The sequence below is a fragment of the Streptomyces noursei genome (assembly GCF_016917755.1).
Taxonomy (GTDB): domain Bacteria; phylum Actinomycetota; class Actinomycetes; order Streptomycetales; family Streptomycetaceae; genus Streptomyces; species Streptomyces yunnanensis.
The window spans coordinates 9,829,755-9,850,229 of the sequence record NZ_CP070326.1; the positions used below are offsets into that span (position 1 = coordinate 9,829,755).

15 protein-coding genes are annotated in these 20,475 nt (G+C 72.7%); 6 read left to right on the forward strand and 9 right to left on the reverse strand.

Annotated features, from left to right (window positions below):
* Positions 1-126 precede the first annotated feature (126 nt).
* Positions 127-1,725: a sigma-70 family RNA polymerase sigma factor gene (locus JNO44_RS42720; protein ID WP_478219201.1), complete on the forward strand. Its 1,599-nt coding sequence runs from the start codon at positions 127-129 to the stop codon at positions 1,723-1,725.
* A gap of 56 nt (positions 1,726-1,781) precedes the next feature.
* Here JNO44_RS42720 and JNO44_RS42725 read toward each other — a convergent pair whose 3' ends face one another.
* Both JNO44_RS42725 and JNO44_RS42730 read right to left on the reverse strand, forming a co-directional pair.
* Positions 1,782-3,323, reverse strand: coding sequence for an AMP-binding protein (locus JNO44_RS42725; RefSeq protein WP_205369287.1), 1,542 nt, complete (start codon positions 3,321-3,323; stop codon positions 1,782-1,784).
* Positions 3,324-3,464: 141 nt separating this feature from the next.
* Positions 3,465-4,478, reverse strand: a complete 1,014-nt coding sequence (locus tag JNO44_RS42730) for a LysR family transcriptional regulator (RefSeq protein WP_205369288.1) — start codon at positions 4,476-4,478, stop codon at positions 3,465-3,467.
* 117 nt (positions 4,479-4,595) lie between these two features.
* Between JNO44_RS42730 and JNO44_RS42735 the strand changes: the two genes are divergently transcribed.
* Positions 4,596-5,147, forward strand: coding sequence for a GNAT family N-acetyltransferase (locus tag JNO44_RS42735; RefSeq protein ID WP_205369289.1), 552 nt, complete (start codon positions 4,596-4,598; stop codon positions 5,145-5,147).
* Positions 5,148-5,181: 34 nt separating this feature from the next.
* Here the strand turns inward: JNO44_RS42735 and JNO44_RS42740 are convergent, their stop codons facing one another.
* Positions 5,182-5,388, reverse strand: coding sequence for a hypothetical protein (locus tag JNO44_RS42740; RefSeq protein WP_205371470.1), 207 nt, complete (start codon positions 5,386-5,388; stop codon positions 5,182-5,184).
* 106 nt (positions 5,389-5,494) lie between these two features.
* On the opposite strand from JNO44_RS42740, the gene JNO44_RS42745 reads away from it, so the two are divergent.
* Both JNO44_RS42745 and JNO44_RS42750 read left to right on the forward strand, forming a co-directional pair.
* Positions 5,495-6,328 (forward strand): helix-turn-helix domain-containing protein, encoded by an 834-nt coding sequence (locus JNO44_RS42745; RefSeq protein WP_205369290.1) that lies wholly within the window; start codon positions 5,495-5,497, stop codon positions 6,326-6,328.
* A complete protein-coding gene (locus JNO44_RS42750; RefSeq protein ID WP_039631676.1) occupies positions 6,325-6,534 on the forward strand; it encodes a DUF397 domain-containing protein in 210 nt (69 codons plus the stop codon). The genes JNO44_RS42745 and JNO44_RS42750 overlap by 4 nt, the downstream gene beginning before the upstream one ends.
* Before the next feature lie 182 nt (positions 6,535-6,716).
* Here the strand turns inward: JNO44_RS42750 and JNO44_RS42755 are convergent, their stop codons facing one another.
* Positions 6,717-7,790: a helix-turn-helix domain-containing protein gene (locus tag JNO44_RS42755; RefSeq protein ID WP_205369291.1), complete on the reverse strand. Its 1,074-nt coding sequence runs from the start codon at positions 7,788-7,790 to the stop codon at positions 6,717-6,719.
* A gap of 131 nt (positions 7,791-7,921) precedes the next feature.
* Between JNO44_RS42755 and JNO44_RS42760 the strand changes: the two genes are divergently transcribed.
* Positions 7,922-9,241 carry an MFS transporter gene (locus JNO44_RS42760; protein WP_205369292.1) on the forward strand — a complete coding sequence of 440 codons (1,320 nt, stop codon included), beginning with the start codon at positions 7,922-7,924 and terminating at the stop codon, positions 9,239-9,241.
* Between the two features lie 40 nt (positions 9,242-9,281).
* Here the strand turns inward: JNO44_RS42760 and mgtA are convergent, their stop codons facing one another.
* Positions 9,282-12,065, reverse strand: a complete 2,784-nt coding sequence (gene mgtA / locus JNO44_RS42765; protein ID WP_205369293.1) for a magnesium-translocating P-type ATPase — start codon at positions 12,063-12,065, stop codon at positions 9,282-9,284.
* A 719-nt stretch (positions 12,066-12,784) separates the two neighbouring features.
* Complete coding sequence (locus tag JNO44_RS42770) at positions 12,785-13,333, reverse strand: winged helix-turn-helix transcriptional regulator (protein WP_235094732.1); 549 nt, start codon at positions 13,331-13,333, stop codon at positions 12,785-12,787.
* Between the two features lie 87 nt (positions 13,334-13,420).
* On the opposite strand from JNO44_RS42770, the gene JNO44_RS42775 reads away from it, so the two are divergent.
* On the forward strand, positions 13,421-14,884 hold the full coding sequence (locus tag JNO44_RS42775; protein ID WP_205369295.1) for an MFS transporter: 1,464 nt from the start codon (positions 13,421-13,423) through the stop codon (positions 14,882-14,884).
* 171 nt (positions 14,885-15,055) lie between these two features.
* Here the strand turns inward: JNO44_RS42775 and JNO44_RS42780 are convergent, their stop codons facing one another.
* From JNO44_RS42780 to JNO44_RS42790, 3 genes are all read right to left on the reverse strand, one after another.
* A complete protein-coding gene (locus JNO44_RS42780; RefSeq protein WP_205369296.1) occupies positions 15,056-16,294 on the reverse strand; it encodes an XdhC family protein in 1,239 nt (412 codons plus the stop codon).
* 67 nt (positions 16,295-16,361) lie between these two features.
* Positions 16,362-17,828, reverse strand: a complete 1,467-nt coding sequence (locus tag JNO44_RS42785) for an NCS2 family permease (RefSeq protein WP_205367428.1) — start codon at positions 17,826-17,828, stop codon at positions 16,362-16,364.
* A gap of 254 nt (positions 17,829-18,082) precedes the next feature.
* Positions 18,083-20,473, reverse strand: a complete 2,391-nt coding sequence (locus JNO44_RS42790) for a xanthine dehydrogenase family protein molybdopterin-binding subunit (RefSeq protein WP_205367427.1) — start codon at positions 20,471-20,473, stop codon at positions 18,083-18,085.
* Positions 20,474-20,475 lie beyond the last annotated feature (2 nt).

The following is a 20,475-nucleotide window of genomic DNA, read 5'->3' on the forward strand; positions in this document are numbered from 1 at the left end:
TTCGGAGAGTTCCCACGGGGGTTCCGGAGGGGGCCGCCGGGGGCCCGCGCCACGACGGCGTTCCCGCGCCACGTAGGTTTTTCTGTTATCCCCAGGCGCCGGACGGGTCACCTGAGCACGGGGGCCATGAAGGTGCACACGGATGAACAGGACCGAACAGGCGTGAAGTGGGAAAACGGTACGGCGACCGTCGAGGCGGCCCGGGCGGGTGACGACGCTGCCCGGGAGCAGCTCGTCTCCGCGTATCTGCCGCTGATCTACAACGTCGTCGGCCGCGCGCTGGACGGCCATGCGGACGTCGACGACGTGGTCCAGGAGACCATGGTGCGGGTCCTGGAGTCGTTGGCGGACCTGCGGGAGCCGGCGTCCTTCCGGTCCTGGCTGGTGGCGATCGCCATGAACCAGGTGCGGCGCCGCTGGACCGTCGCCCGCAGGGCCCCCGTCGTCGGCCTGGAGCAGACGGCGGAACGGCCCGACCGCTCCGCCGACTTCGTGGACGTGACGATCCTGCGGCTGGGGCTGTCCGGCCAGCGTCGCGAGGTGGCCGAGGCCACCCGCTGGCTGGACGAAGGCGACCGCGCGCTGCTGTCGCTGTGGTGGCTGGAGGCCGCCGGCGAGCTCAGCCGCCCCGAACTCGCCACCGCGCTCGGCTGCGGGACCCGGCACGCCGCGGTCCGGGTGCAGCGGATGAAGGAGCAGCTGGAGACCGGGCGCGTCGTCGTCCGCGCCCTGGCGGGGAAGCCGCCGTGCCCCGAACTCGACCGGCTGACCGCCACTTGGGACGCCAACCCGGCGCCGCTGTGGCGCAAACGCATAGCCCGCCATGCGCGCCACTGCGCGATCTGCTCCGCGCACTGGAACGATCTGCTGCCCGCCGAGGGGCTGCTGGCCGGGCTCGCCATGCTGCCGCTGCCGGCGCACCTCACCCCGCACGGCGTCCTGTCCGCGCCCACCGCCTCGGCGGCCTCCGCGGCCTCCGCGGCCTCCGCGGCCTCGGCCGGCACCTCCGCCGGCACCTCAGCGCCGGGCGCCGCGGCGCCCGGCCACCGCGCACATCCCGCGCCGCGGCGAGCGCCCCGCCCGCGCCGGACCGCCAAGGCGGCGGCCGTCGCGGGCACCGCGGCGCTCGCCGCGGCCGTGCTCCTCGCCCTGTGGTGGCGGCCCGGCCCGGCGCGGGACGCACACCCCGCCGCACCCACGACCGGGCCCACTGCGGAACGGACCGTGGCCGCGCCCGCCCCGGTGCCCACCGCCACACCGACCCCGACACCCACGCCGACCCCGACGCCCACCGTCACGGCCACCCCGAGCAGCGCGCCGCCCTCCCCCACGGCCACCCCGCCCGACCTGGAGGAACAGGCCACCGCGCTGATCAACCGCAGCCGTGCGCAGGCCGGTTGCGGTCCGCTCCGCATCGACCGCAGACTGCACCTCGCGGCCCAGCGGCACTCCGCCGACATGGCGGCCCGCGGCTACTACGAGCACACCTCGCCGGAAGGCGTCGGCCCCGACGCGCGGATCACCGCCGCCGGCTACGAGTGGAGCAGTTGGGGCGAGAACCTCGACCGCGGCCCGCGGAGCGCCGCCGCGGCGGTGGGCGACTGGATGGGCGACGCCCCGCACCGCGACAACCTGCTCGACTGCCGGTTCACCGCGGTCGGCATCGGCATCGTGCACGGCTCCGGCGGCCCCTGGTGGACCCAGGACCTCGCCGCCCCGCGCTAAGGGTTGTCCCGTAACCCCCGGCGGGGCGGTACCCGTCAACCGTCGGTAGGTGCCGGTCAGTTGACCCCGCGCTCCAGCTCGGACCAGTACGGCTGCCGGAGCTTGAACTTCTGGATCTTGCCGGTGGCCGTGCGGGGAATGGCGTCGCGGAACTCGACGGAGGTCGGTGCCTTGTAGCCGGCCAGGTGCCGCTTGCAGTGCGCGATGATGTCGGACTCCTGCGCCGTCGCGCCCTCGGCGAGTACGACGAGCGCCTTGATCGTCTCGCCCCACTTCTCGTCGGGGACGCCGATGACGGCGACCTCGGCGACGGCCGGGTGGCCGAAGATGGTGTCCTCCACCTCGATCGAGGAGACGTTCTCGCCGCCGGTGATGATCACGTCCTTCTTGCGGTCGGAGATCGTCAGATGGCCGTCGTGCTCGTCGAGGGTGCCGCCGTCGCCGGTGTGGAACCAGCCGTCCTCCAGCGCCTCCGCCGTCTCCTCGGGCTTCTCCCAGTACCCCTGGAGCACCGTGTTCGAGCGGGCCAAGACCTCGCCGGCTTCCGAGACCTTCAGCCGGACGCCGAGCGCGGGCACCCCGGCGCGGGAGAGCCTGCGGGCCCGCTCCTCGGCCGGCAGGCCCGCGTCGGCGGGGCGGGTGCGGTTGAAGGTGAGCAGCGGCGAGGTCTCGGTGAGGCCGTAGAGCTGGGTGAACTCCCAGCCCAGCTCCTCCTCCACGCGCTGGATGGTCCTGGTCGGCGGCGGGGCGCCGGCGCAGACGATCCGCACCCGGTCGCGGCCCGGGATCTCGCCCTCCCAGGTCGCCGCGGCGTCCAGCACCATGTTCCACACGGCGGGGGCGCCGCACATGAGGGTGACGCCGTGCTCGTCCACCCGCCGCAGGATCTCCGCGCCCTCGACCTTGCGCAGGGCCACCTGCTTCACGCCCAGGCCGGCCATGACGTAGGGCATGCCCCAGCCGTTGCAGTGGAACATCGGGAGCGTGTGCAGATAGACGTCGCGCTCCCAGACGCGGGTGTGCAGGCCGAAGGTCATGCCGTTGACCCAGATGTTGCGGTGGGTCAGCTGCACACCCTTGGGGCGGGCGGTGGTGCCCGAGGTGTAGTTGATCGTCGCGGTGGCGTCCTCGTCCGGGTGGGACCACGGGCGCGGTTCGACGCCGAACCGCATCAGGCCGGTCTCGGTCTGCTCGCCGAGGACGAAACGGTGGCGCGCCTTGACGCCGGAGAGGGCCTCGTCGAGCTCCGGATCGACGAGGAGGACCGAGGAGCCGCTCTGCTCGACCAGGTAGGCGACCTCTTCGGGCCTGAGGCGGAAGTTGACCGGGACGCAGATGCGGCCGCTCATCGGCACCGCGAACAGCAGCTCCAGCAGGCGTGCGGAGTTGTGGCTGACGACCGCCACCCGCTCGCCCTCGCCGACGCCCAGTGCGTCCAGGCCGGCCTGCCAGGCGCGGACGCGTTCGGCGAACCGGCCGTAGGTCGACTCGGGCACCGGCGGGGCGGGTTGCCGCGGCTCGTCGACCACGCCCGGGCTCGTCCGGAACCCCAACTCGGCCCGGTCCAGGAAGTCCGCGATCGTCATCGGTGTCCGCATGCTGTCTCTCCTGTGCTCGAAGTACCCGGAACAAACGCGTCCGCGTGGTGGGGTGGAGTCTGGCAGTGCGGGCCGCCCTCCCGTCCACCTGGTCACCGCCGCGTCGCGTCGCGTGTCATCGTGTAAGCACGGGTGTTGGTCTCACCACCCCCTGTTGGGGGGAAGCCGGAGCCCGGTGCGTGCCGCGGGGCGGACGGGACGCCGGCAGACGGCCGGGGCGCCGCCCGCCCCCGCCGCCGCGCAGGCCCGCAACAGCAGGTCGACGCCGGCGGGCGGGCCGACGCGGCGCACCGCGAGGGAGGTGGTCAACTCCATGCCCGGGTTGCGGAACGGCAGGTACGCGACGCCGGGCACGGGCAGCCGGCGGGCGTGGGCGTCGTGGACGACGGTCCACATCCCCGCGGCGGCGGTGCAGGCGCCGATCGCGGCGAGGGCGGCGTCCAGCGAGCCGTATCGAGGGCCCGGTGCGGGGGCGAACCCGACGGCGTGACAGGCGTTCACGACCAGGTCGACCAGCGGTGGATTATGGCAGCGGTCGGTCAGCGCCAGCGGGGCGCCGGCGAGTTCGGCGAGGCCGAGGGCGCCCGGTGAGGCGGCCAGCGGGTGTTGGGCCGGGACGGCCGCGACCAGGGGGGCCTGCCAGAGCGGCACGAGGCGCAGCCCGCCCAGGGCGGGGCCGGGGGCCGGGCCGCGTACGAACGCGGCGTCCAGGGCGCCGGAGACGACCAGGTCCGGCCGCTCCGGGGCCGCGACGAGGACCGGCTCGACGGTGCATCGCGGCGCGATGCGGGCGAGCGCGGGCAGCACGCGCTCCAGATGCGCGGCCAGGCCCCGGCTGACGCCCAGCCGCAGCGTGCCGGTCGGGGCGGCGGCCACCGCGCGGGACACCACGGCGGCGGGGCGCGGCGCGACCACGGCACGGGCGCGCTCCTCGGCGGCGAGCAGCGCCCGGGCCTCCGGGAGGAACCGCTCACCGGCGGCGGTCAGCCGCGGCTGCGGCGTCCCGGGGTCGAACAGCTCGGTCCGCAGCTCGTGTTCCAGCCGGCGGATCCGCTGCTCCACCGCCGAACGCACCAGGCCCAGGCGCAGGGTGGCCGGCCCGAGCTGCCCTTCCTCCGCGACCACGACGAAACAGCGCACCTGTTGCAGTTCCATGCCCGCCCCTCCCCGGCCCTGAGGGCCACGGCCCCCGTCGGCCACCGGCTCCCAACGGCGGTCGCCCACCGTTCAATTCCGTTGCCGCGCCGGCGACGGCGCGGACATCATCCCCCCATGATCGATGCCACAGCACTCGCCGCGAAGCCGGTCCTCGAAGGCGACCGGATCCGACTGGTACCGCTGGCGGAGCGGCACGCGGACGCCTTCCACGCCACCTTCCAGGACCCCGAGACCAGACGGCTGACCGGCACCCATCGCCACTGGACACGGGGCGAGATCGGCGCCTGGATCGCCGAGTGCGCCGACCGCACCGACCGGCTGGATCTGGCCATCGAGGACCGGGAGAGCGGTGCCTACCTGGGCGACCTGGCGCTGAGCCGGATCGACCAGGACAACGCCCACGGCGCCCTCCGGATCGCCCTGGTCCCCGCCGCCACCGGCCGCGGCCTGGGCCCCGAGGCGATCCGACTGCTGCTCGACCACGCCTTCGACCGGGTGCACCTGCACCGCGTCCAGCTGGAGGTCTACTCCTACAACGAGCGGGCCCGGCGCGCCTACGAGCGGTGCGGCTTCGCCCTGGAGGGCCGGCTGCGCGAGGCCCTGTACTGGGACGGTGCCTGGCACGACGTGCTGGTGATGGCGGCGCTGCGGCCGGCGGCTCGATAGCCGGTCGTCACCGTGGGGGCGTCCGGCCGCGGCCTCACGCCGCCCCGTGCGGATGGTTCCGGATCTCGATGTTCAGGTCGGACACCTTCGACATGTCCCTGCGCTTCCGCGCCTGCTCGCGCTGTTCGCTCAGTGCGGCACACACGTCACAGCCGGGGGCCGGACCGGGGTCCAGCATCGGTACGCCCAGGTGTACGGGCGGGGGTCCCTGCAACTCCGCGGGCGCGTCCTTGCCGAACACATCCACTCCTCTCCGTAGTTGTTCGACTACTGGCGAGGTTCAGAGTGGCCCACCGCTGGGAAGCGTTCAACGTGGCAGCACAGAACGGAAGGTTGGCGAACGGACCGTGAACAAGAACGAGTTGAACCCGGACGCTTCTCCCCAGGCGGCCTTCGGCGCGCGGTTACGCAGCCTGCGGGAAGCATGCGGCTGGACCCAAGAGGCCCTTGCCGACCGCACGGGATACTCCAGCGTGCATGTCTCAGCCGTCGAAAATGCCCGGAAACCTCCGACCCTCCGGTTTTCGCGCGACCTGGACCGCGCCTTCGGCATCGAGGGCGCGGACACCTTCGAGCGTCAGTACCGCGAGATCAAACACGGCAGCCTGCTGGAAGGGTTTCCCGAGTACGTGAACTTCGAGGGCCGGGCGGTGGAGATCCGGCTGTACGAAGTGGGCGTCATCCCGGGCCTGCTCCAGACACCGGAGTACGCGGCAACGCTGGAAGCCGACGCGGTGCGGCGGGAGGCCATCACCCCTGAACAAGCCGAAGAACGAGTGGAGTTGGTGTCGAGGAGGCAAGCCACCATTGCCCGCACCCCGGCACCCCTGATTCATGCGGTACTTGACGAGAGCTGCGTTCGCCGGCCGATGGGTGCCCCCACGATCATGGACGCCCAGTTCGATCGACTGCTGAAGTTCGCCGAGATGCCGAACACCCTGCTGCAAATCGCCCCGTTCGCGATGGGAGCACGACGACCGTTCAGCCTGCCCGTGACCGTGCTGACCATGGCGGACCGCGCGATCATGTCCTACGCCGAGTCGGCGCAGCGGGGACACCTCGAACGGGACGGTGGATCAGTCGTGCCCATACTGACGGCCTACCATCAATTGCAGGCCGAAGCGCTCTCTCAAGCGGCATCCGTGGCCATGATCGAACAGCTTCGAAAGGGGTCCCCGTGACGACCGAATCCCTCCGCTGGTTCAAGAGTTCCTACAGCGGCAACGGCGGCCAGTGCATCGAGTGGGCGCGGGATCACGCGGCGGCCACCGGCGAGTTCCTGGTCCGCGACTCCAAGAACCCGCACGGCCCGGCGCTCGCCTTCGAGACGGCCGCCTGGTCGTCGTTCGTCTCCGCCGTCCGGGGTGACGAGTTCCCCGTCGTGTGACCTCGACGCGACACAGGCATGGGCGCGGCCCCCGGACTGCGCTGCGCCCGTGCCGGGACGGCGGGCAGGCGCGTCCTCCCGCGGGACCGGCGGGGTCGGAGACTCCCGTCCCGCAGGTCCCGTGGGTCCCGTGGGTCCCGTGGGTCCCGTGGGTCCCGTGGGTCCCGTGGGTCCCGTGGGTCCTACTCAGTCTCCGGGCGCAGCCCCTGCCCCGTCGCCACCCCGCCCTCATCACCGTCGCGGGCGCCGTCGCCCGCCAGCAGCTCGCCGCGCTCGGTGCGCCGGTAGACCACCCGGCGGCCGACCCGCGTCCCGACGATCAGCCCGGCGTCCCGCAGCACGGCCAGATGGCCGCCGACGGTGCCCAGGGACTGCTGGAGCCGGGCGGCGAGTTCGGTGCTGGTGGCGGGCTGCCGCAGGCTGTGCAGGAGGGTGGCGCGGCCGGTGCCCAGGAGGCGTTCCAGGGCACGGCCGGGGCCGGTGGTGACGTCCGCCGGGGCGGTGTGCGCGGTGGCGGCGCCGCGCGCCGGATAGACCTGGGCGTAGTGGCCGGGCGGGCCCTCACACAGCCAGGTGCCGGTGGCCAGGCTCACCGGCACGAAGAACATCCCGCTGTCGCCGATGACGCGGTCGGGCCCGGGGCGGCGCCCGAAGCGGATGGCGTCCGGCCCCTCCCAGGTGCTGTGCCGGCTCATCTGGTCCAGCGCGCCGGGCCAGCCGCGGGTGGCGAGCAGGCCGGCCCGGTGGGCGATGTCGCGCTCCAGGAGGGCGCGGCGGCGGGGCCACTCCGGGGCGATGTGCGCCGCCCACAGGGCGTGCAGCAGAGCGGCGGTGCGCGTGCCCCAGCCGTGTCCGGTGAGGAAGGACAGGTCGCGGGGGCGGCGGGGGTCGGCGGCGTGGCGGGGATGCGGGTGGGCCAGCGACGTCTCCAGTTCGGCACGGAAGACGGCGTCGGGGACGGCGCGTACGGCGGCGAGTTCGTCGACGAGGGTGGTGCGCAGGCCGTCCGGCGGCGGGATCGCCACACAGCGGGGCAGCCAGGTCGTCGTAGCGACCAGCCCCACCAGGCCGGCCGCGAACGGGTCGGCGGCCAGAGCGCCGGTGAAAGCCGGGAGTTGGCGGGCGTGCCAGGCCGCGAGCCAGGGGGCGGGCCGGGGCCGGGCCAGCGCGATCGCCGTGCCGAGGGTTTCGGCGAGCGGCGACAGCGCGAAGCGGGACCGGGAGAGGGCCAGGGGGCTCAGCCGCAGCACAGCCATCCGCCGCCTCACTCCGGGCCGTTCGCCCGCGGTCGTCACGGGGCCGGGTCGGGTGTCGCCGGCCGGTGCCCCAACCTTTCGTCTCCGGCCGAAAGCATAGGTTTTCGCGCCGGTCCGCGCAGACTCCGGCCATGGACTCCGCCTCCCGCCCCTCCCCCGATGCCGGCAACCCCGATGCCCCCGCCCCGCCGCTCTCCCCCGCAGCCGCCTCCCCCCTCTCCCATCGTGCGTTTCGCTGGTTCCTGACCAGTCAGGCGGTGTCGCTGCTGGGGAGTGCCATGGCGCCGGTGGCGCTGGCGTTCGCGGTGCTGGACGGCTCGGGCGGTCGGCCCGGCGACCTCGGCGTCGTGCTGGCCGCCCGGATGCTGCCGCTGCTGGCGTTCCTGCTGGTGGGCGGCGCGACCGCGGACCGGTTCCGGCGCCGGACGGTGCTGATGGCCGCGAACCTGGGCGCGGCCGGCACCCAGGGCGCGGTCGCCGCGCTGCTGCTGACCGGGCACTACGCGCTGCCCCCGGTCGCCGCGCTGGAGGTGCTCGGCGGGGTGTGTGCGGCGTTCACCACCCCCGCGCTGCGCGGCCTGGTCCCCGAGTTGGTCGGCACCGCGTCGCTGCGGCCCGCCAACGCCCTGCTGAGCACGGTGCGGAACGCCACCAAGGTGCTGGGGCCGAGCCTGTCGGGGCTGCTGGTGGTGGCGGTCGGCAGCGGGCCGGCGATCGCCTGCGACGCGGTGAGCTACGCGGTCGCCGCCGGCTGCCTGGCGCGGCTGCCGGGGCACGGCGCCGCGCCCGCGCGGCGGCCGGATTCGGTGTGGGCCGGGGTCCGCGGCGGCTGGCGGGAGTTCCGGCGGATCCGGTGGGCCGGGCCGGCGACGCTGTCGTTCTTCGTGATCAATCTGGTGCAGACCGGGACCTGGCAGATCCTGGGCCCGGCACTGACCGAGCGGACCGCCGGCCGGGCCGCCTGGGGGCTCGTGCTCAGCGCCCGGGGCATCGGGCTGCTGGTGAGCGGGGCGGTGCTGTACCGACTGACGGTCGGCCGGCTGCTGGCGCTGGGGCAGGCGGCGAGTGCGCTGGGGGCGGTGCCGCTGCTGGTGCTCGGGGCGCGGCTGGGCGCGCCCTGGCTGATCGCGGCCGGTTTCGCGGCGGGCCTCGGGGTCTGTGTGACCGGCATCGCCTGGGACACCTCGCTCCAGGAGCACGTGCCGGCCCGTGCGCTGTCCCGGGTCGCGGCCTGCGCCGATCTGCTGGCGTACGCGGCGATCCCGCTGGGACAGCTGTGCGTGGGCCCGCTGGCCCGGGCGTACGGCGGCTTCCGGGTGCTCGCGGTCGCCGGGGCGGTGTCCACGCTGGCCGCGGTGGCGCCGCTGGCGTCGGGGGCGGTGCGCGGGCTCCGGCACGCCCCGCCGGCCGGGGACGCGGCGGGCCCCGCGCCCGCCGCCCCCGGCGCGTAGGTCCGGGGGCCGCGGGCGCGGGGCGCCACCGCGGGTCGGCTCACAGCCACTCGCCGAACCGGCGGATGTACCAGCGCTTCACGCCCTGGGTGAGCAGGCAGTACGTCGCCAGCGTCGCCACCAGCCACGGGAAGTAGGCCAGCGGCAGCGCCTGCAGGCCCAGCGCCCCGGCCAGCGGCGAGAACGGCAGCCACAGGCCGACGCCCATCACCAGCGCGGTCATCAGCAGCACCGGCCAGGTGGCCCGGGACTGGACGAACGGGATCCGCCGGGTCCGCAGCATGTGGACGACCAGGGTCTGGGTCAGCAGGCCCTCGACGAACCAGCCGGACTGGAACAGCGCCTGGTGCACCTCGCTGTCGGCGCCGAAGACGTACCACATCAGCGCGAAGGTGGTGATGTCGAAGACGGAGCTGGTCGGGCCGAGGACGAGCATGAAGCGGCGGATGCCCCGGGCGTCCCACGTGCGCGGGGTGCGCAGGTAGTCGGCGTCCATCCGGTCCCAGGGCGTGGCCAGTTGGGAGATGTCGTACAGGAGGTTCTGCACCAGCAGCTGGAGCGCCAGCATCGGCTGGAACGGGATGAACGCCGAGGCGACCAGCACCGAGAAGACGTTCCCGAAGTTCGACGAGGCGGTCAGCTTCAGGTACTTGATGGTGTTGCCGAAGGTCAGCCGGCCGCGCAGCACGCCCTGGCCGAGGACGGTGAGGTCCTTCTCCAGCAGGATGATGTCGGCGGACTCCTTGGCGATGTCGACGGCGGTGTCGACGGAGATGCCGACGTCGGCGTCGCGCAGCGCCGCGGCGTCGTTGATGCCGTCGCCCAGGAACCCGACGGTGTGCCCGTCGGCCTGGAGGGCGCGCACGATGCGGGCCTTCTGCACCGGGTTGACCTTGGCGAACAGGGTCGCCGTGCGGGCCCGGTCGAGCAGCTCCAGGTCGTCGAGGGCGTCGATCTCGGCGCCGGTGACGGGGGTGCCGGGGTCGATGCCGACCTGCTCGCAGACCCGGGCGGCGACCAGTTCGCCGTCGCCGGTGACGACCTTGACCGCGACGCCGTTGTCGGCGAGCGCGCGCAGCGCCTCGGCCGCGTCCCGCTTCGGCGGGTCCAGGAAGGCGAGGAAGCCGATCAGGGTCAACTCGGCCTCGTCGGCGACGCCGTAGGAGGTGCGGACGGCCTCCGTGCCGTCGGGGGCGGCGGGCAGGGTGCGGACGGCCACCGCCAGCACCCGCATACCCTGCCGGCTGTGGTCCTCGGCGGTGCGCAGCACGCTGTCCCGCAGCGCGCCGGTGAGTTCGACGCTGTCGCCGGCGTGGGCGACCCGGTCGCACCGGTCGAGGACCTCCTCCACCGCCCCCTTGGTGATCAGGAGGTGTTCGGCGGCGGGGCCGTCGAGGTCGTTGCGACGCAGCACGACCGACATCCGGCGGCGCGCGAAGTCGAAGGGGATCTCGTCGACCAGCGTGAAGCGGGCGTCGACGACAACCTCCTCGGCCTCGTGCATCCGGTCGATGACGGCCTGGTCCATCAGGTTGCGCAGCCCGGTCTGGAAGTGACTGTTGAGGTAGGCGTGTTCGAGGACCTCGGTGTCCGGCCGGCCGTGCACGTCGAGGTAGCGGTCGAGGACGATCCGGTCCTCGGTGAGGGTGCCGGTCTTGTCGGTGCACAGCACGTCCATGGCGCCGAGGTTCTGGATGGCGTTGAGGTGCTTGACGACGACCTTGCGGCGGGACAGCGCGACCGCGCCGCGCGCCAGGTTGGTGGTGACGACCATCGGCAGCATCTCGGGGGTGAGGCCGACCGCGACGGCCACCGCGAAGGTGAATGCCTCCGCCCAGTCGCCCTTGGTGAGCCCGTTGAGCAGGAACACCACCGGGACCATCACCATCATGAAGCGGATCAGCAGGAAGCTGACCTTCTTCACGCCGGTGTCGAAGCTGGTCTCCGGGCGCTCGCCGACCAGCGCGCCGGCCATCGAGCCGAAGTAGGTGTCCGCGCCGGTGGCGACGACGACGCCGGTGGCGCTGCCGGAGGTGACGGAGGTGCCGGTCAGGACGAGGTTGCCGGCCTCGACCGGGTCGCGGGTGGTGTCCTCGCCGCGGTCGGTGGCCAGCCGGGTGTCGGCCTTGGCGACCGGCAGCGACTCGCCGGACAGCGCCGCCTGACTGACCATCAGGTCTTTGGCGGCGAGCAGCCGCAGATCGGCCGGGACGAGGTCGCCGGCGGCCAGCTTGACGACGTCGCCGGCGACCACGTCGGCCATGGGGATCTCGACGGTGGCCGGGATCCGGCCGCGGCCGGCCCGGCGCTGCACCGCGGTGGTCGTGGTGACCAGGGCGCGCAGCGCGTCGGCCGCGGCCCCGGAGCGGTACTCCTGCCAGAACCTCAGTCCCACGCTGATCAGCACCATCGCGCCGAGGATGACGATCTTCAGGTCGAACGGCTCGGTGTCGGCGACCTGGAGCCACTGCCCGTACATCACGGCGACCAGCACGGCGAGCACCAGGATGAAGGGGTTCCGACACGCCTTGGCGAGCTGCACGTACCAGCGCGCCGGGCGGTCCTGGGCGATGGCGTTGGCGCCGTCCCGCTCCCGGCGCAGCGCCGCCTCGCGGTGGGTGAGGCCGGCCGGGGTGCTGCCGAGGTCGTGCAGGACCGTCTCGGCGGGGAGGGCACTGAACTCGGCGAGCCGGCCGGCGATCCGCCGGGTGCGGGCAGCCAGCTCGGCGGCCCGGCGCTCCCGGCGGGGGCGGCGGCCCGGCGGCGCGAGCGTCTCGGGGGTGGGCGGGGTGGGAGTGGTGGTCGGGGTGGTCTTCGTGATCATGACGAAACCTCCTGACGCACCCGCGGGCGGGCCGGCCCCGACCTCCGCCGGAAACCCCGGAAGCCCTCGGAAGCCCCTCCCCCCGCAAACGGTCCGGAAGAACCCCCGGAAGGAGGCCGGGAGAAGGTCGATGGACGACCGGGAGAAGACCGGGAGGAGACGGAGAGAAGGTGGGGAGAAGGTGGGGAGAAAGCCGGGTGGAGTCCTGAAGGAATCAGTCGGAGAACAGCCGGAAAACACAGGAGAATCCCCCGGAGGAGATGATCCCTGCGTCCGGTATTCGCCGGACGAAATCCTGGGCGGAATGTTTTCGGGCAGGCCGAAGAAACCGGTGCGCGCGGGCGCTGAGAATTACGGGAAATTACCGGGAAAGGCATTCATCGGTGGACCGGACCGCGCGGAGGAAGGAACCGCCCGACACCCTGGGACCGAGGACTCCGCACCCTTGCGGGCATGCGGACGTGCCGGGTCTGGCGGGCAGCGGAAAGGGCCCGGGATTCACCGGTGGGAGCACACAGCAGTGCGGGGAAAAGCCGCGATCACGCGGAGAACAGCGCGATCAGCAGCGGGCAGCGCTGCGGCAAGGACTTCCTTCGGGACTCATCCCGATCACCTCCTTGCTCGCGCGGACATCGCGGGGACACCCCCTGGAAGGGCCCCTCGCTGCCCCATACTGCCATACGTTCACCGGTGGCCCGTCATTCTTTCGGCCCATTCCCTCAGTGCGGGGTGTGAGGTGCGTCGCCTCGTTCCCGGGCGACCCGCTCGTCATAGGCGGCCCGGGCCACCGCGATTTCGCTTTGGTGTTCCTCGGTCCAGGTGACCAGGGCCTGAATGGTGTCGTGCAGGGTCGCGCCCAGCGGCGTGAGTGCGTAATCCACCCGCGGCGGCACGACCGGATGGACGGTCCGGCTGACCAGGCCGTCCCGCTCCAGCTGGCGGAGGGTGACGGTCAGCATCCGTTGGCTGATGCCGTCGATTTCCCGGCGGAGTTCGGTGAAGCGCAGCACCCGCCGGTCGAGCAGGGCGATGACCAGCAGCGACCACTTGTCGGCGACCCGGTCGAGGATCTGCCGGACCTCGCAGCCCTCCCGGACGTCCCACTGGCGGGCGTCATAGTCGCAGTCGGCGTCCGCCGCGCCGCCGTCGGCGCAGTCGGTGGGAACGGCAGGGACGGCAGGAACGGCGGCGGTGGCAGCGGCGGCGGCGGTGGCAGCGGCGGCCGGTCGTCCGCCCATGGTTCCCGCCAGGTGACCGGGTGACTTCATAGTGCCTTCTTCCATGATCCCCAACGGTGCCGCACGATGCGGTCAGTAACAAGAGGTAACCGTGAGGGTCACGTGAGGAGCACCGCTATGTCCCGGTCCCCGGCGGCGAACTGGCCGCTGCTGCTCGTCCTGTGTGGGGCGATCTTCCTGGAGGGCATCGACATCGGCATGCTGAATGTCGCCCTGCCCCCGATCCGCGGCGAACTGGGCCTGTCCACCGGCGCGTTGACGTGGGTGATGAGCGCGTACGTGCTGGGCTACGGCGGGTTCATGCTGCTCGGCGGGCGGGCCGCCGACCTGTTCGGGCGGCGCCGGATGTTCCTGGTGCCGCTCGCGGTGTTCACGGTCTTCTCGGGGCTGGGCGGGCTGGCCACCGAGGGCGCCACGCTGATCGCGGCGCGCTTCGTGACCGGGATGTGCGCGGCGTTCATGGCGCCCGCCGGGCTGTCGATCATCACCACCGGCTTCCCGGCCGGGCCGCGCCGGGACCGGGCGCTGCTGATCTACTCCGGGACCTCCGGCGGCGGCTTCTCGGCCGGGCTGATCGCCGGCGGGCTGCTGACCGCGGTCGACTGGCGCTGGGTGTTCTTCGCGCCGATGGTGCCGGCGCTGCTGGTGCTGATCGCCGGGTTGCGCCTGGTGCCGCGGGACCCGGTGCGCGCCGGTGGCCGGCCGCCGGTGGACCTGGCCGGCGCGCTCACCGTGACCGGCGCGGTGCTGCTGCTCGTCCTCGGCGTCGAACAGGCCGCGCACGCACCGGTGTTGCGCACCGCGGCGGTGCTCACCGCGGGGGTGGCGCTGCTGGCGGCGTTCGTGGTGATCGAGCGGCGGTCCGCCGCGCCGCTGGTCCGCCTGGGCCTGCTGCGCTCCTGGCCGCTGGTCCGGGCCAACGTGATGGGGCTGCTGTTCACCGCGGGCTTCTTCGGCTTCCAGTTCGTCGCGGTGCTCTACTTCCAGGAGCTGCGCGGCTGGTCGGCCGAGCGGACCAGTTACGCGATGCTGGCGATGGGCGCCGATGCGGTGCTGGCGCCGGTGCTCACCCCGCGGCTGGTGCGGCGGTTCGGGCACGCCCGGGTGATCGTCGCCGGCCTGCTGTGCGCCGGGCTGGGCTATGCGTTGTTCCTGCCGGTGGGCGCGGACTGGCCGTACCCGGCGATGTTCCCCAGCATGCTGCTGGTAGGGGTCGCCTTCGCCCTGGTCTACGGGCCGCTGACGATCGTGGCGACGGACGGGATCGAACCCGCCGAACAGGGCCTGGCCGGCGGCCTGTTGTACACCTCGTTCCAGTTCGGTGCGGCCTTCGGGCTGTCGGCGGTGACCGCGGTGACGGTCGCGGCGACCGGGGCCGGCGGCTCGCCGGGCGCCGCGCTCGCCGGCTATCACGCGGGGCTGACCGTGCCGGCCGGACTGGCGCTGCTGGCCCTGGCGCTGGGGGTGACCGCGCTGGCGCGGCGCCGTCGCTCCGGGCCGCCGGGCGCCGCGCCGGGCCCCAGGCGGGATCCGGAGGCGATCCGGCACGGGCACGGCCCCCACGCCACGCCCGTGCCGTGACGGACGGCACGCCCGTCCTCCCGCGGTACCGGCGGTGTCAGGTACGCCGGTCCCGTAGGTCTGGTGCATCCCGTGTGCGGCGGTGCCGCCGCGGCTCCCGCCGCCCCGACAGGCCCGGGAATGGTAGGCGGGGCGTCAACAGGCCCCACACCGCCGCCTCTTGACGTTACGTCAGGCAACCTCGCCGATCCGCCCCACCGAGCGGGGGGCATCGTGGTGGATGGGGGTGTGCGCGCCGGTCAGCGGGGCGCCGGTGCCGCCGCGGCGGTTGGCGACGATCTCGGCGGCGATGGACAGCGCGGTCTCCTCGGGCGTGCGGGCGCCCAGGTCCAACCCTATGGGCGAGCGCAGCCGGTTGAGCTCCAGCTCGGTGAGTCCGACGTCCCGCAGCCGCTGCTGGCGGTCGAGGTGGGTGCGGCGGGAGCCCATCGCGCCGACGTAGGCGACCGGGAGCCTGAGCGCCCGCTCCAGCAGCGGGATGTCGAACTTCGCGTCATGGGTGAGGACGCAGAGCACAGCGCGGGAGTCGAGCTCCTGGGAGTCGAGGTAGCGGTGCGGCCAGTCGACGACGATCTCGTCCGCGTCCGGGAAGCGGGTCCGGGTGGCGAAGACGGGGCGGGCGTCGCAGACGGTGACGTGGTAGTTGAGGAACTTGCCGACCCTGACCAGCGCGGACGCGAAGTCGATCGCCCCGAAGACGATCATGCGCGGGGCGGGCACCGAGGACTCGACGAGCAGGAGCACCGGCTGGCCGCACCGCGAACCGCTGCGCTGCGCTCCGCCTTCGCCCCCCGCTTCCTCCTCGGACGCGGGGCCGGCCCCGATCTCCAGCGTCGTGGTCCGCCCGGCGTCCAGCAGGGCGCGGGTCTCCTCGACGGCGGTGCGGTCCAGGGCCGGGTGTCCGCCGAGGGTGCCGGTGTGGCTGCCGTCGGGGCGGACGAGGAGGGCACGGCCGAGCAGGTCGTCCGGGCCCTTGATGATCCGCGCGACCGCCGCCGCCTCCCCTGAGGAGGCGGCGGTCAGCGCGGCGGCGAGCGTCGCGGCGTTGCTGTCCACCGGATTCCCCGCGGGGCCGCCATCGGCGGCGCCGGGGATGCTCGCCCGTACCGGAGCGATGAAGATGTCGATGATTCCGCCGCAGGTCAGACCCACCGCGAAGGCATCCTCATCGCTGTAGCCGAAGCGCTCCAGGACCGGCCGACCGGTCTGCAGTGCCTCCTGGCACAGCTCGTAGACCGCTCCCTCCACGCATCCGCCGGAGACCGAGCCGATCGCCGTGCCGTCGCTGTCGACGGCGAGCGCGGCGCCGGGCTGGCGGGGCGCACTGCCGTTGGTCGCCACGACCGTCGCCACGGCGAAGGTGCGTCCCTGCTCGACCCACCGGTTCAGCTCGTCGGCGATATCCAGCATGTCGGTCTCCTTACGGATGATGGGGTCCCCCCGCTCGAACGTAGCTGAGAGCGGGGGAGGGCGGGCGTTACTTGACGCCCAGCCACTGCTCGATCGGATGGAGCGAGAAGTAGACGAGGAAGACGCCGGTCAGCACCCACATGAAGGCACCGATCTCGCGCCATTTGCCCTGGGCCGCCTTGATGGCGGTGTAGGCGATGACGCCGGCACCGACGCCGGTGGTGATCTGGTAAGTGAACGGCATCAGAGCCACGGTGAGGAACACCGGGATCGACGTCGCCCGGTCGCTCCAGTCCACATGCCCCGCCACACTCATCATCATCGACCCGATGACGACCAGCGCGGCGGCGGCCACCTGGGCGGGCACGAGCTGGGTGACCGGGGTGAAGAAGAGGCAGGCCGCGAAGAGCAGACCGGTGATGACGGACGACAGGCCGGTCCGGGCGCCCTCGCCGACGCCGCTGGCCGACTCGATGAACACGGTCTGGCCCGAACTGCCGGTCAGACCGCCGATCGCACCGCCGGCGCCGTCGACGAACAGCGCCTTGGACAGGCCCGGCATCCGGCCCTTGTCGTCGGCGAGCTTGGCCTCGGTGCCGACACCGATGATGGTGGCCATCGCGTCGAAGAACCCGGCCAGCACCAGGGTGAAGACGATCATGGTCACGCTGAGTGCGCCGATGGAGCCCCAGCCGCCGAACTCCACGTGCCCGAAGAGCCCGAAGTCCGGCATGGAGACCGCGTTGCCGTCCAGGGTCGGGGGCGTGCCGCCCCAGTCCTTGGCCGTCAGCCCGCCGAGCTTGGTGGCGCCGATGGCCAGCGCGGAGCCGACGACGATGCCGATGAGGATGGCGCCGGGCACCTTGCGGGCCTGGAGCATGAAGATCAGGAGGAGGGTGATGCAGAAGAACAGGACCGGCCAGCCGACCAGGTGGCCCGAGAGGTCGCTGCCGAGGGTGACCGGGCCGCCGGCCCCCTTGCCCACGAAGCCGGCCTTCACCAGACCGAGCAGGGCGACGAACATGCCGATGCCCATGGTGATCGCGTGCTTGAGCGCGAGCGGGATGGCGTTCATGACCATCTCCCGCAGCCCGGTGACGACCAGGAGGCAGATGACGACGCCGTACATCACGCACATGCCCATCGCCTGCGGCCAGGTCATGTGCGGGACCACCTGGGTGGTCAGTGCGGCGGAGACGTTGAGGCCGGCGGCGAGGGCCAGCGGCACCTTGCCGACGAAGCCCATCAGCAGGGTGCAGACCGCCGCACCCAGCGCCGTGGCGGTCACCAGGGCGGAGTGATCGAGGCCGTGCTTCTGGACGTCCTGGACGGAGCCCAGGATCACGGGGTTGAGCAGCAGGATGTAACACATCGCCATGAAGGTGGTGATGCCGCCGCGCGTCTCCCGCGCGAGCGTCGACCCTCTGTCGGATATGTGGAAGTACCGGTCGAGCCAGGAACGGCCGGCGGGCTGGCGCGAGCCGTCGCCCGCGTCTTCCGCCGTGGTCCTCGGCTCAGTGGACTGTTGGGTCATGGTTGCCTTACTCCCAAGGTTCATAGGGGCCCTCGCCGAGGCGACGAGATTTGGGATGGATATTCGGCTGCACGACCCGGGGGACGGCCCGAGACGAACGTGGTACTGCCTGCGTCGAGTTGGAGCAGGTCAGCCTGGGGATGGTGCGGGGAGACTCCGGGCGGTGCGCGAAGGAGGACGGACAGGGGCACCCCTTGCCGCGCACCGCCCGGAGGATCGGGGGCCTGGGGAGGCGGCCCCCAGGCGGTTCTCCGTTACGAACCCGTCAGGTGCTCGGGCCGTACCGGGGTCTTGTTGAGCTCCAGCCCGGTCGCGTTCCGGATCGCCGCGAGGACGGCCGGGGTGGACGACAGGGTGGGGGCCTCGCCGATGCCGCGCAGCCCGTACGGGGCGTGCTGGTCGGCGAGTTCGAGCACATCGACCGGGATGGTCGGGGTGTCGAGGATGGTGGGGATCAGATAGTCCGTGAAGGAGGGGTTGCGCACCTTCGCGGTCTTGGGGTCGACGATGATCTCCTCCATCACCGCCACGCCCAGGCCCTGGGTGGTGCCGCCCTGGATCTGGCCGATGACGGAGAGCGGGTTGAGCGCCTTGCCGACGTCCTGGGCGCAGGCCAGCTCGATGACCTTGACCAGGCCCAGCTCGGTGTCCACCTCGACGACCGCGCGGTGCGCGGCGAAGGAGTACTGGACGTGGCCGTTGCCCTGACCGGTCGTCAGGTCGAACGCCTCGGTGGGCCGGTGGCGCCACTCCTCCTCCAGCTCGACCACCTCGTCCTCCAGCACGTCGACGATGTCCGCGAGGACCTCGCCGCCGTCGGTGACGACCTTGCCGCCCTCCAGCAGGAGTTCGGCGGTCGCCCACGCCGGGTGGTACGTGCCCATCTTGCGGCGGCCGATCTCCAGGACCTTCTCGCGCACCAGCTCGCAGGCGTTCTTGACGGCGCCGCCGGTGACGTACGTCTGACGCGACGCGGACGTCGAACCGGCCGAGCCCACCTGGGTGTCGGCGGGGTGGATCGTCACCTGGTGGACGCCGAGCTCGGTGCGGGCGATCTGCGCGTGGACGGTGACACCGCCCTGGCCGACCTCCGCCATGGCCGTGTGCACGGTGGCGACGGGCTCGCCGGCGATGACCTCCATGCGCACCTTGGCGGTGGAGTAGTCGTCGAAGCCCTCGGAGAAGCCGACGTTCTTGATGCCGACCGCGTAGCCGACACCGCGGACGACGCCCTCGCCGTGCGTGGTGTTGGACAGACCGCCGGGCAGCTGACGGACGTCGGCGCCCTCGCTGGACTCCCACTGGCGCTCGGGCGGCAGCGGCATCGCCTTGATGCGGCGCAGCAGTTCGGCGACCGGGGCCGGGGAGTCGACCGGCTGGCCGGTCGGCATGATCGTGCCCTGCTCCATGGCGTTGAGCCGGCGGAACTCCACGCGGTCCATGCCCAGTTTGTCGGCCAGCTTGTCCATCTGCGCCTCGTACGCGAAGCACGCCTGGACCGCGCCGAAGCCGCGCATGGCGCCGCAGGGCGGGTTGTTGCTGTAGAGCGCGATGGCCTCGATGTCGACGTCGTCGATGACGTACGGGCCGACGGAGAGGGAGGAGGCGTTGCCGACGACCGCCGGGGAGGCCGACGCATAGGCGCCGCCGTCCAGGACGATCTTGCACTTCATGTGCGTGAGCTTGCCGTCCTTGGTGGCGCCGTGCTCGTAGTAGAGCTTCGCCGGGTGGCGGTGGACGTGGCCGAAGAACGACTCGAACCGGTTGTAGACGATCTTGACCGGCTTGCCGGTGCGCAGCGCCAGGAGGCAGGCGTGGATCTGCATCGACAGGTCCTCGCGGCCGCCGAACGCGCCGCCGACGCCGGAGAGCGTCATCCGCACCTTGTCCTCGGGCAGGCCGAGGACCGGGGCGATCTGCTTGAGGTCGGAGTGCAGCCACTGGGTGGCGACGTAGAGGTCGACGCCGCCGTCCTCGGACGGCACGGCGAGGCCGGACTCCGGGCCGAGGAACGCCTGGTCCTGCATGCCGAAGGTGTACTCGCCCTCGACGATGACGTCGGCCCGCTCGCGGGCCTTGGCCACGTCGCCGCGGATGATCGGCTGGCGGTGCACGATGTTCGGGTGCGGGACGTGACCGCTGTGGTGGTCGTCGCGGTTCTCGTGGACGAGGACGGCGTCGGGAGCGGTCGCGGACGCCTCGTCCGTGATGACCGGCAGCTCCTTGTACTCGACCTTGATCTTCGCGGCGGCGCGGCGCGCGGTCTCCGGGTGGTCGGCGGCGACCAGGGCGACGGGCTCGCCGTGGTGGCGGACCTTGCCGTGGGCCAGGACCGGGGTGTCCTGGATCTCCAGGCCGTAGTTCTTGACCTCGGTCGGCAGGTCCTCGTAGGTGAGGACCGCGTAGACGCCGGAGGTCGCGAGCGCCTCGCTGGTGTCGATCGAGACGATCTCGGCGTGCGCGACGGTGGAGCGCAGGATCTGGCCCCACAGCATGTCCTCGTGCCACATGTCGGACGAGTACGCGAACTCGCCGGTGACCTTCAGGATGCCGTCGGGACGGAGCGTGGACTCGCCGATGCCGCCCTTGGTCTGCGACCCCTGCGTGACCTTGGACGGAATACCGGTGGTGCGTGTGTCTGCCATGG

Bases quoted from the DNA above. Each gene is read 5' to 3' on its own strand.
- JNO44_RS42775 (WP_205369295.1), top strand. From the start codon at position 13,421: ATGTCCCGGTCCCCGGCGGCGAACTGGCCGCTGCTGCTCGTCCTGTGT.
- JNO44_RS42725 (WP_205369287.1), bottom strand. From the start codon at position 3,323: ATGCGGACACCGATGACGATCGCGGACTTCCTGGACCGGGCCGAGTTG.
- JNO44_RS42755 (WP_205369291.1), bottom strand. From the start codon at position 7,790: ATGGCTGTGCTGCGGCTGAGCCCCCTGGCCCTCTCCCGGTCCCGCTTC.
- JNO44_RS42730 (WP_205369288.1), bottom strand. From the start codon at position 4,478: ATGGAACTGCAACAGGTGCGCTGTTTCGTCGTGGTCGCGGAGGAAGGG.
- JNO44_RS42790 (WP_205367427.1), bottom strand. From the start codon at position 20,473: ATGGCAGACACACGCACCACCGGTATTCCGTCCAAGGTCACGCAGGGG.
- JNO44_RS42785 (WP_205367428.1), bottom strand. From the start codon at position 17,828: ATGACCCAACAGTCCACTGAGCCGAGGACCACGGCGGAAGACGCGGGC.
- JNO44_RS42770 (WP_235094732.1), bottom strand. From the start codon at position 13,333: ATGAAGTCACCCGGTCACCTGGCGGGAACCATGGGCGGACGACCGGCC.
- JNO44_RS42735 (WP_205369289.1), top strand. From the start codon at position 4,596: ATGATCGATGCCACAGCACTCGCCGCGAAGCCGGTCCTCGAAGGCGAC.
- JNO44_RS42780 (WP_205369296.1), bottom strand. From the start codon at position 16,294: ATGCTGGATATCGCCGACGAGCTGAACCGGTGGGTCGAGCAGGGACGC.
- mgtA (WP_205369293.1), bottom strand. From the start codon at position 12,065: ATGATCACGAAGACCACCCCGACCACCACTCCCACCCCGCCCACCCCC.
- JNO44_RS42720 (WP_478219201.1), top strand. From the start codon at position 127: ATGAAGGTGCACACGGATGAACAGGACCGAACAGGCGTGAAGTGGGAA.
- JNO44_RS42760 (WP_205369292.1), top strand. From the start codon at position 7,922: ATGGACTCCGCCTCCCGCCCCTCCCCCGATGCCGGCAACCCCGATGCC.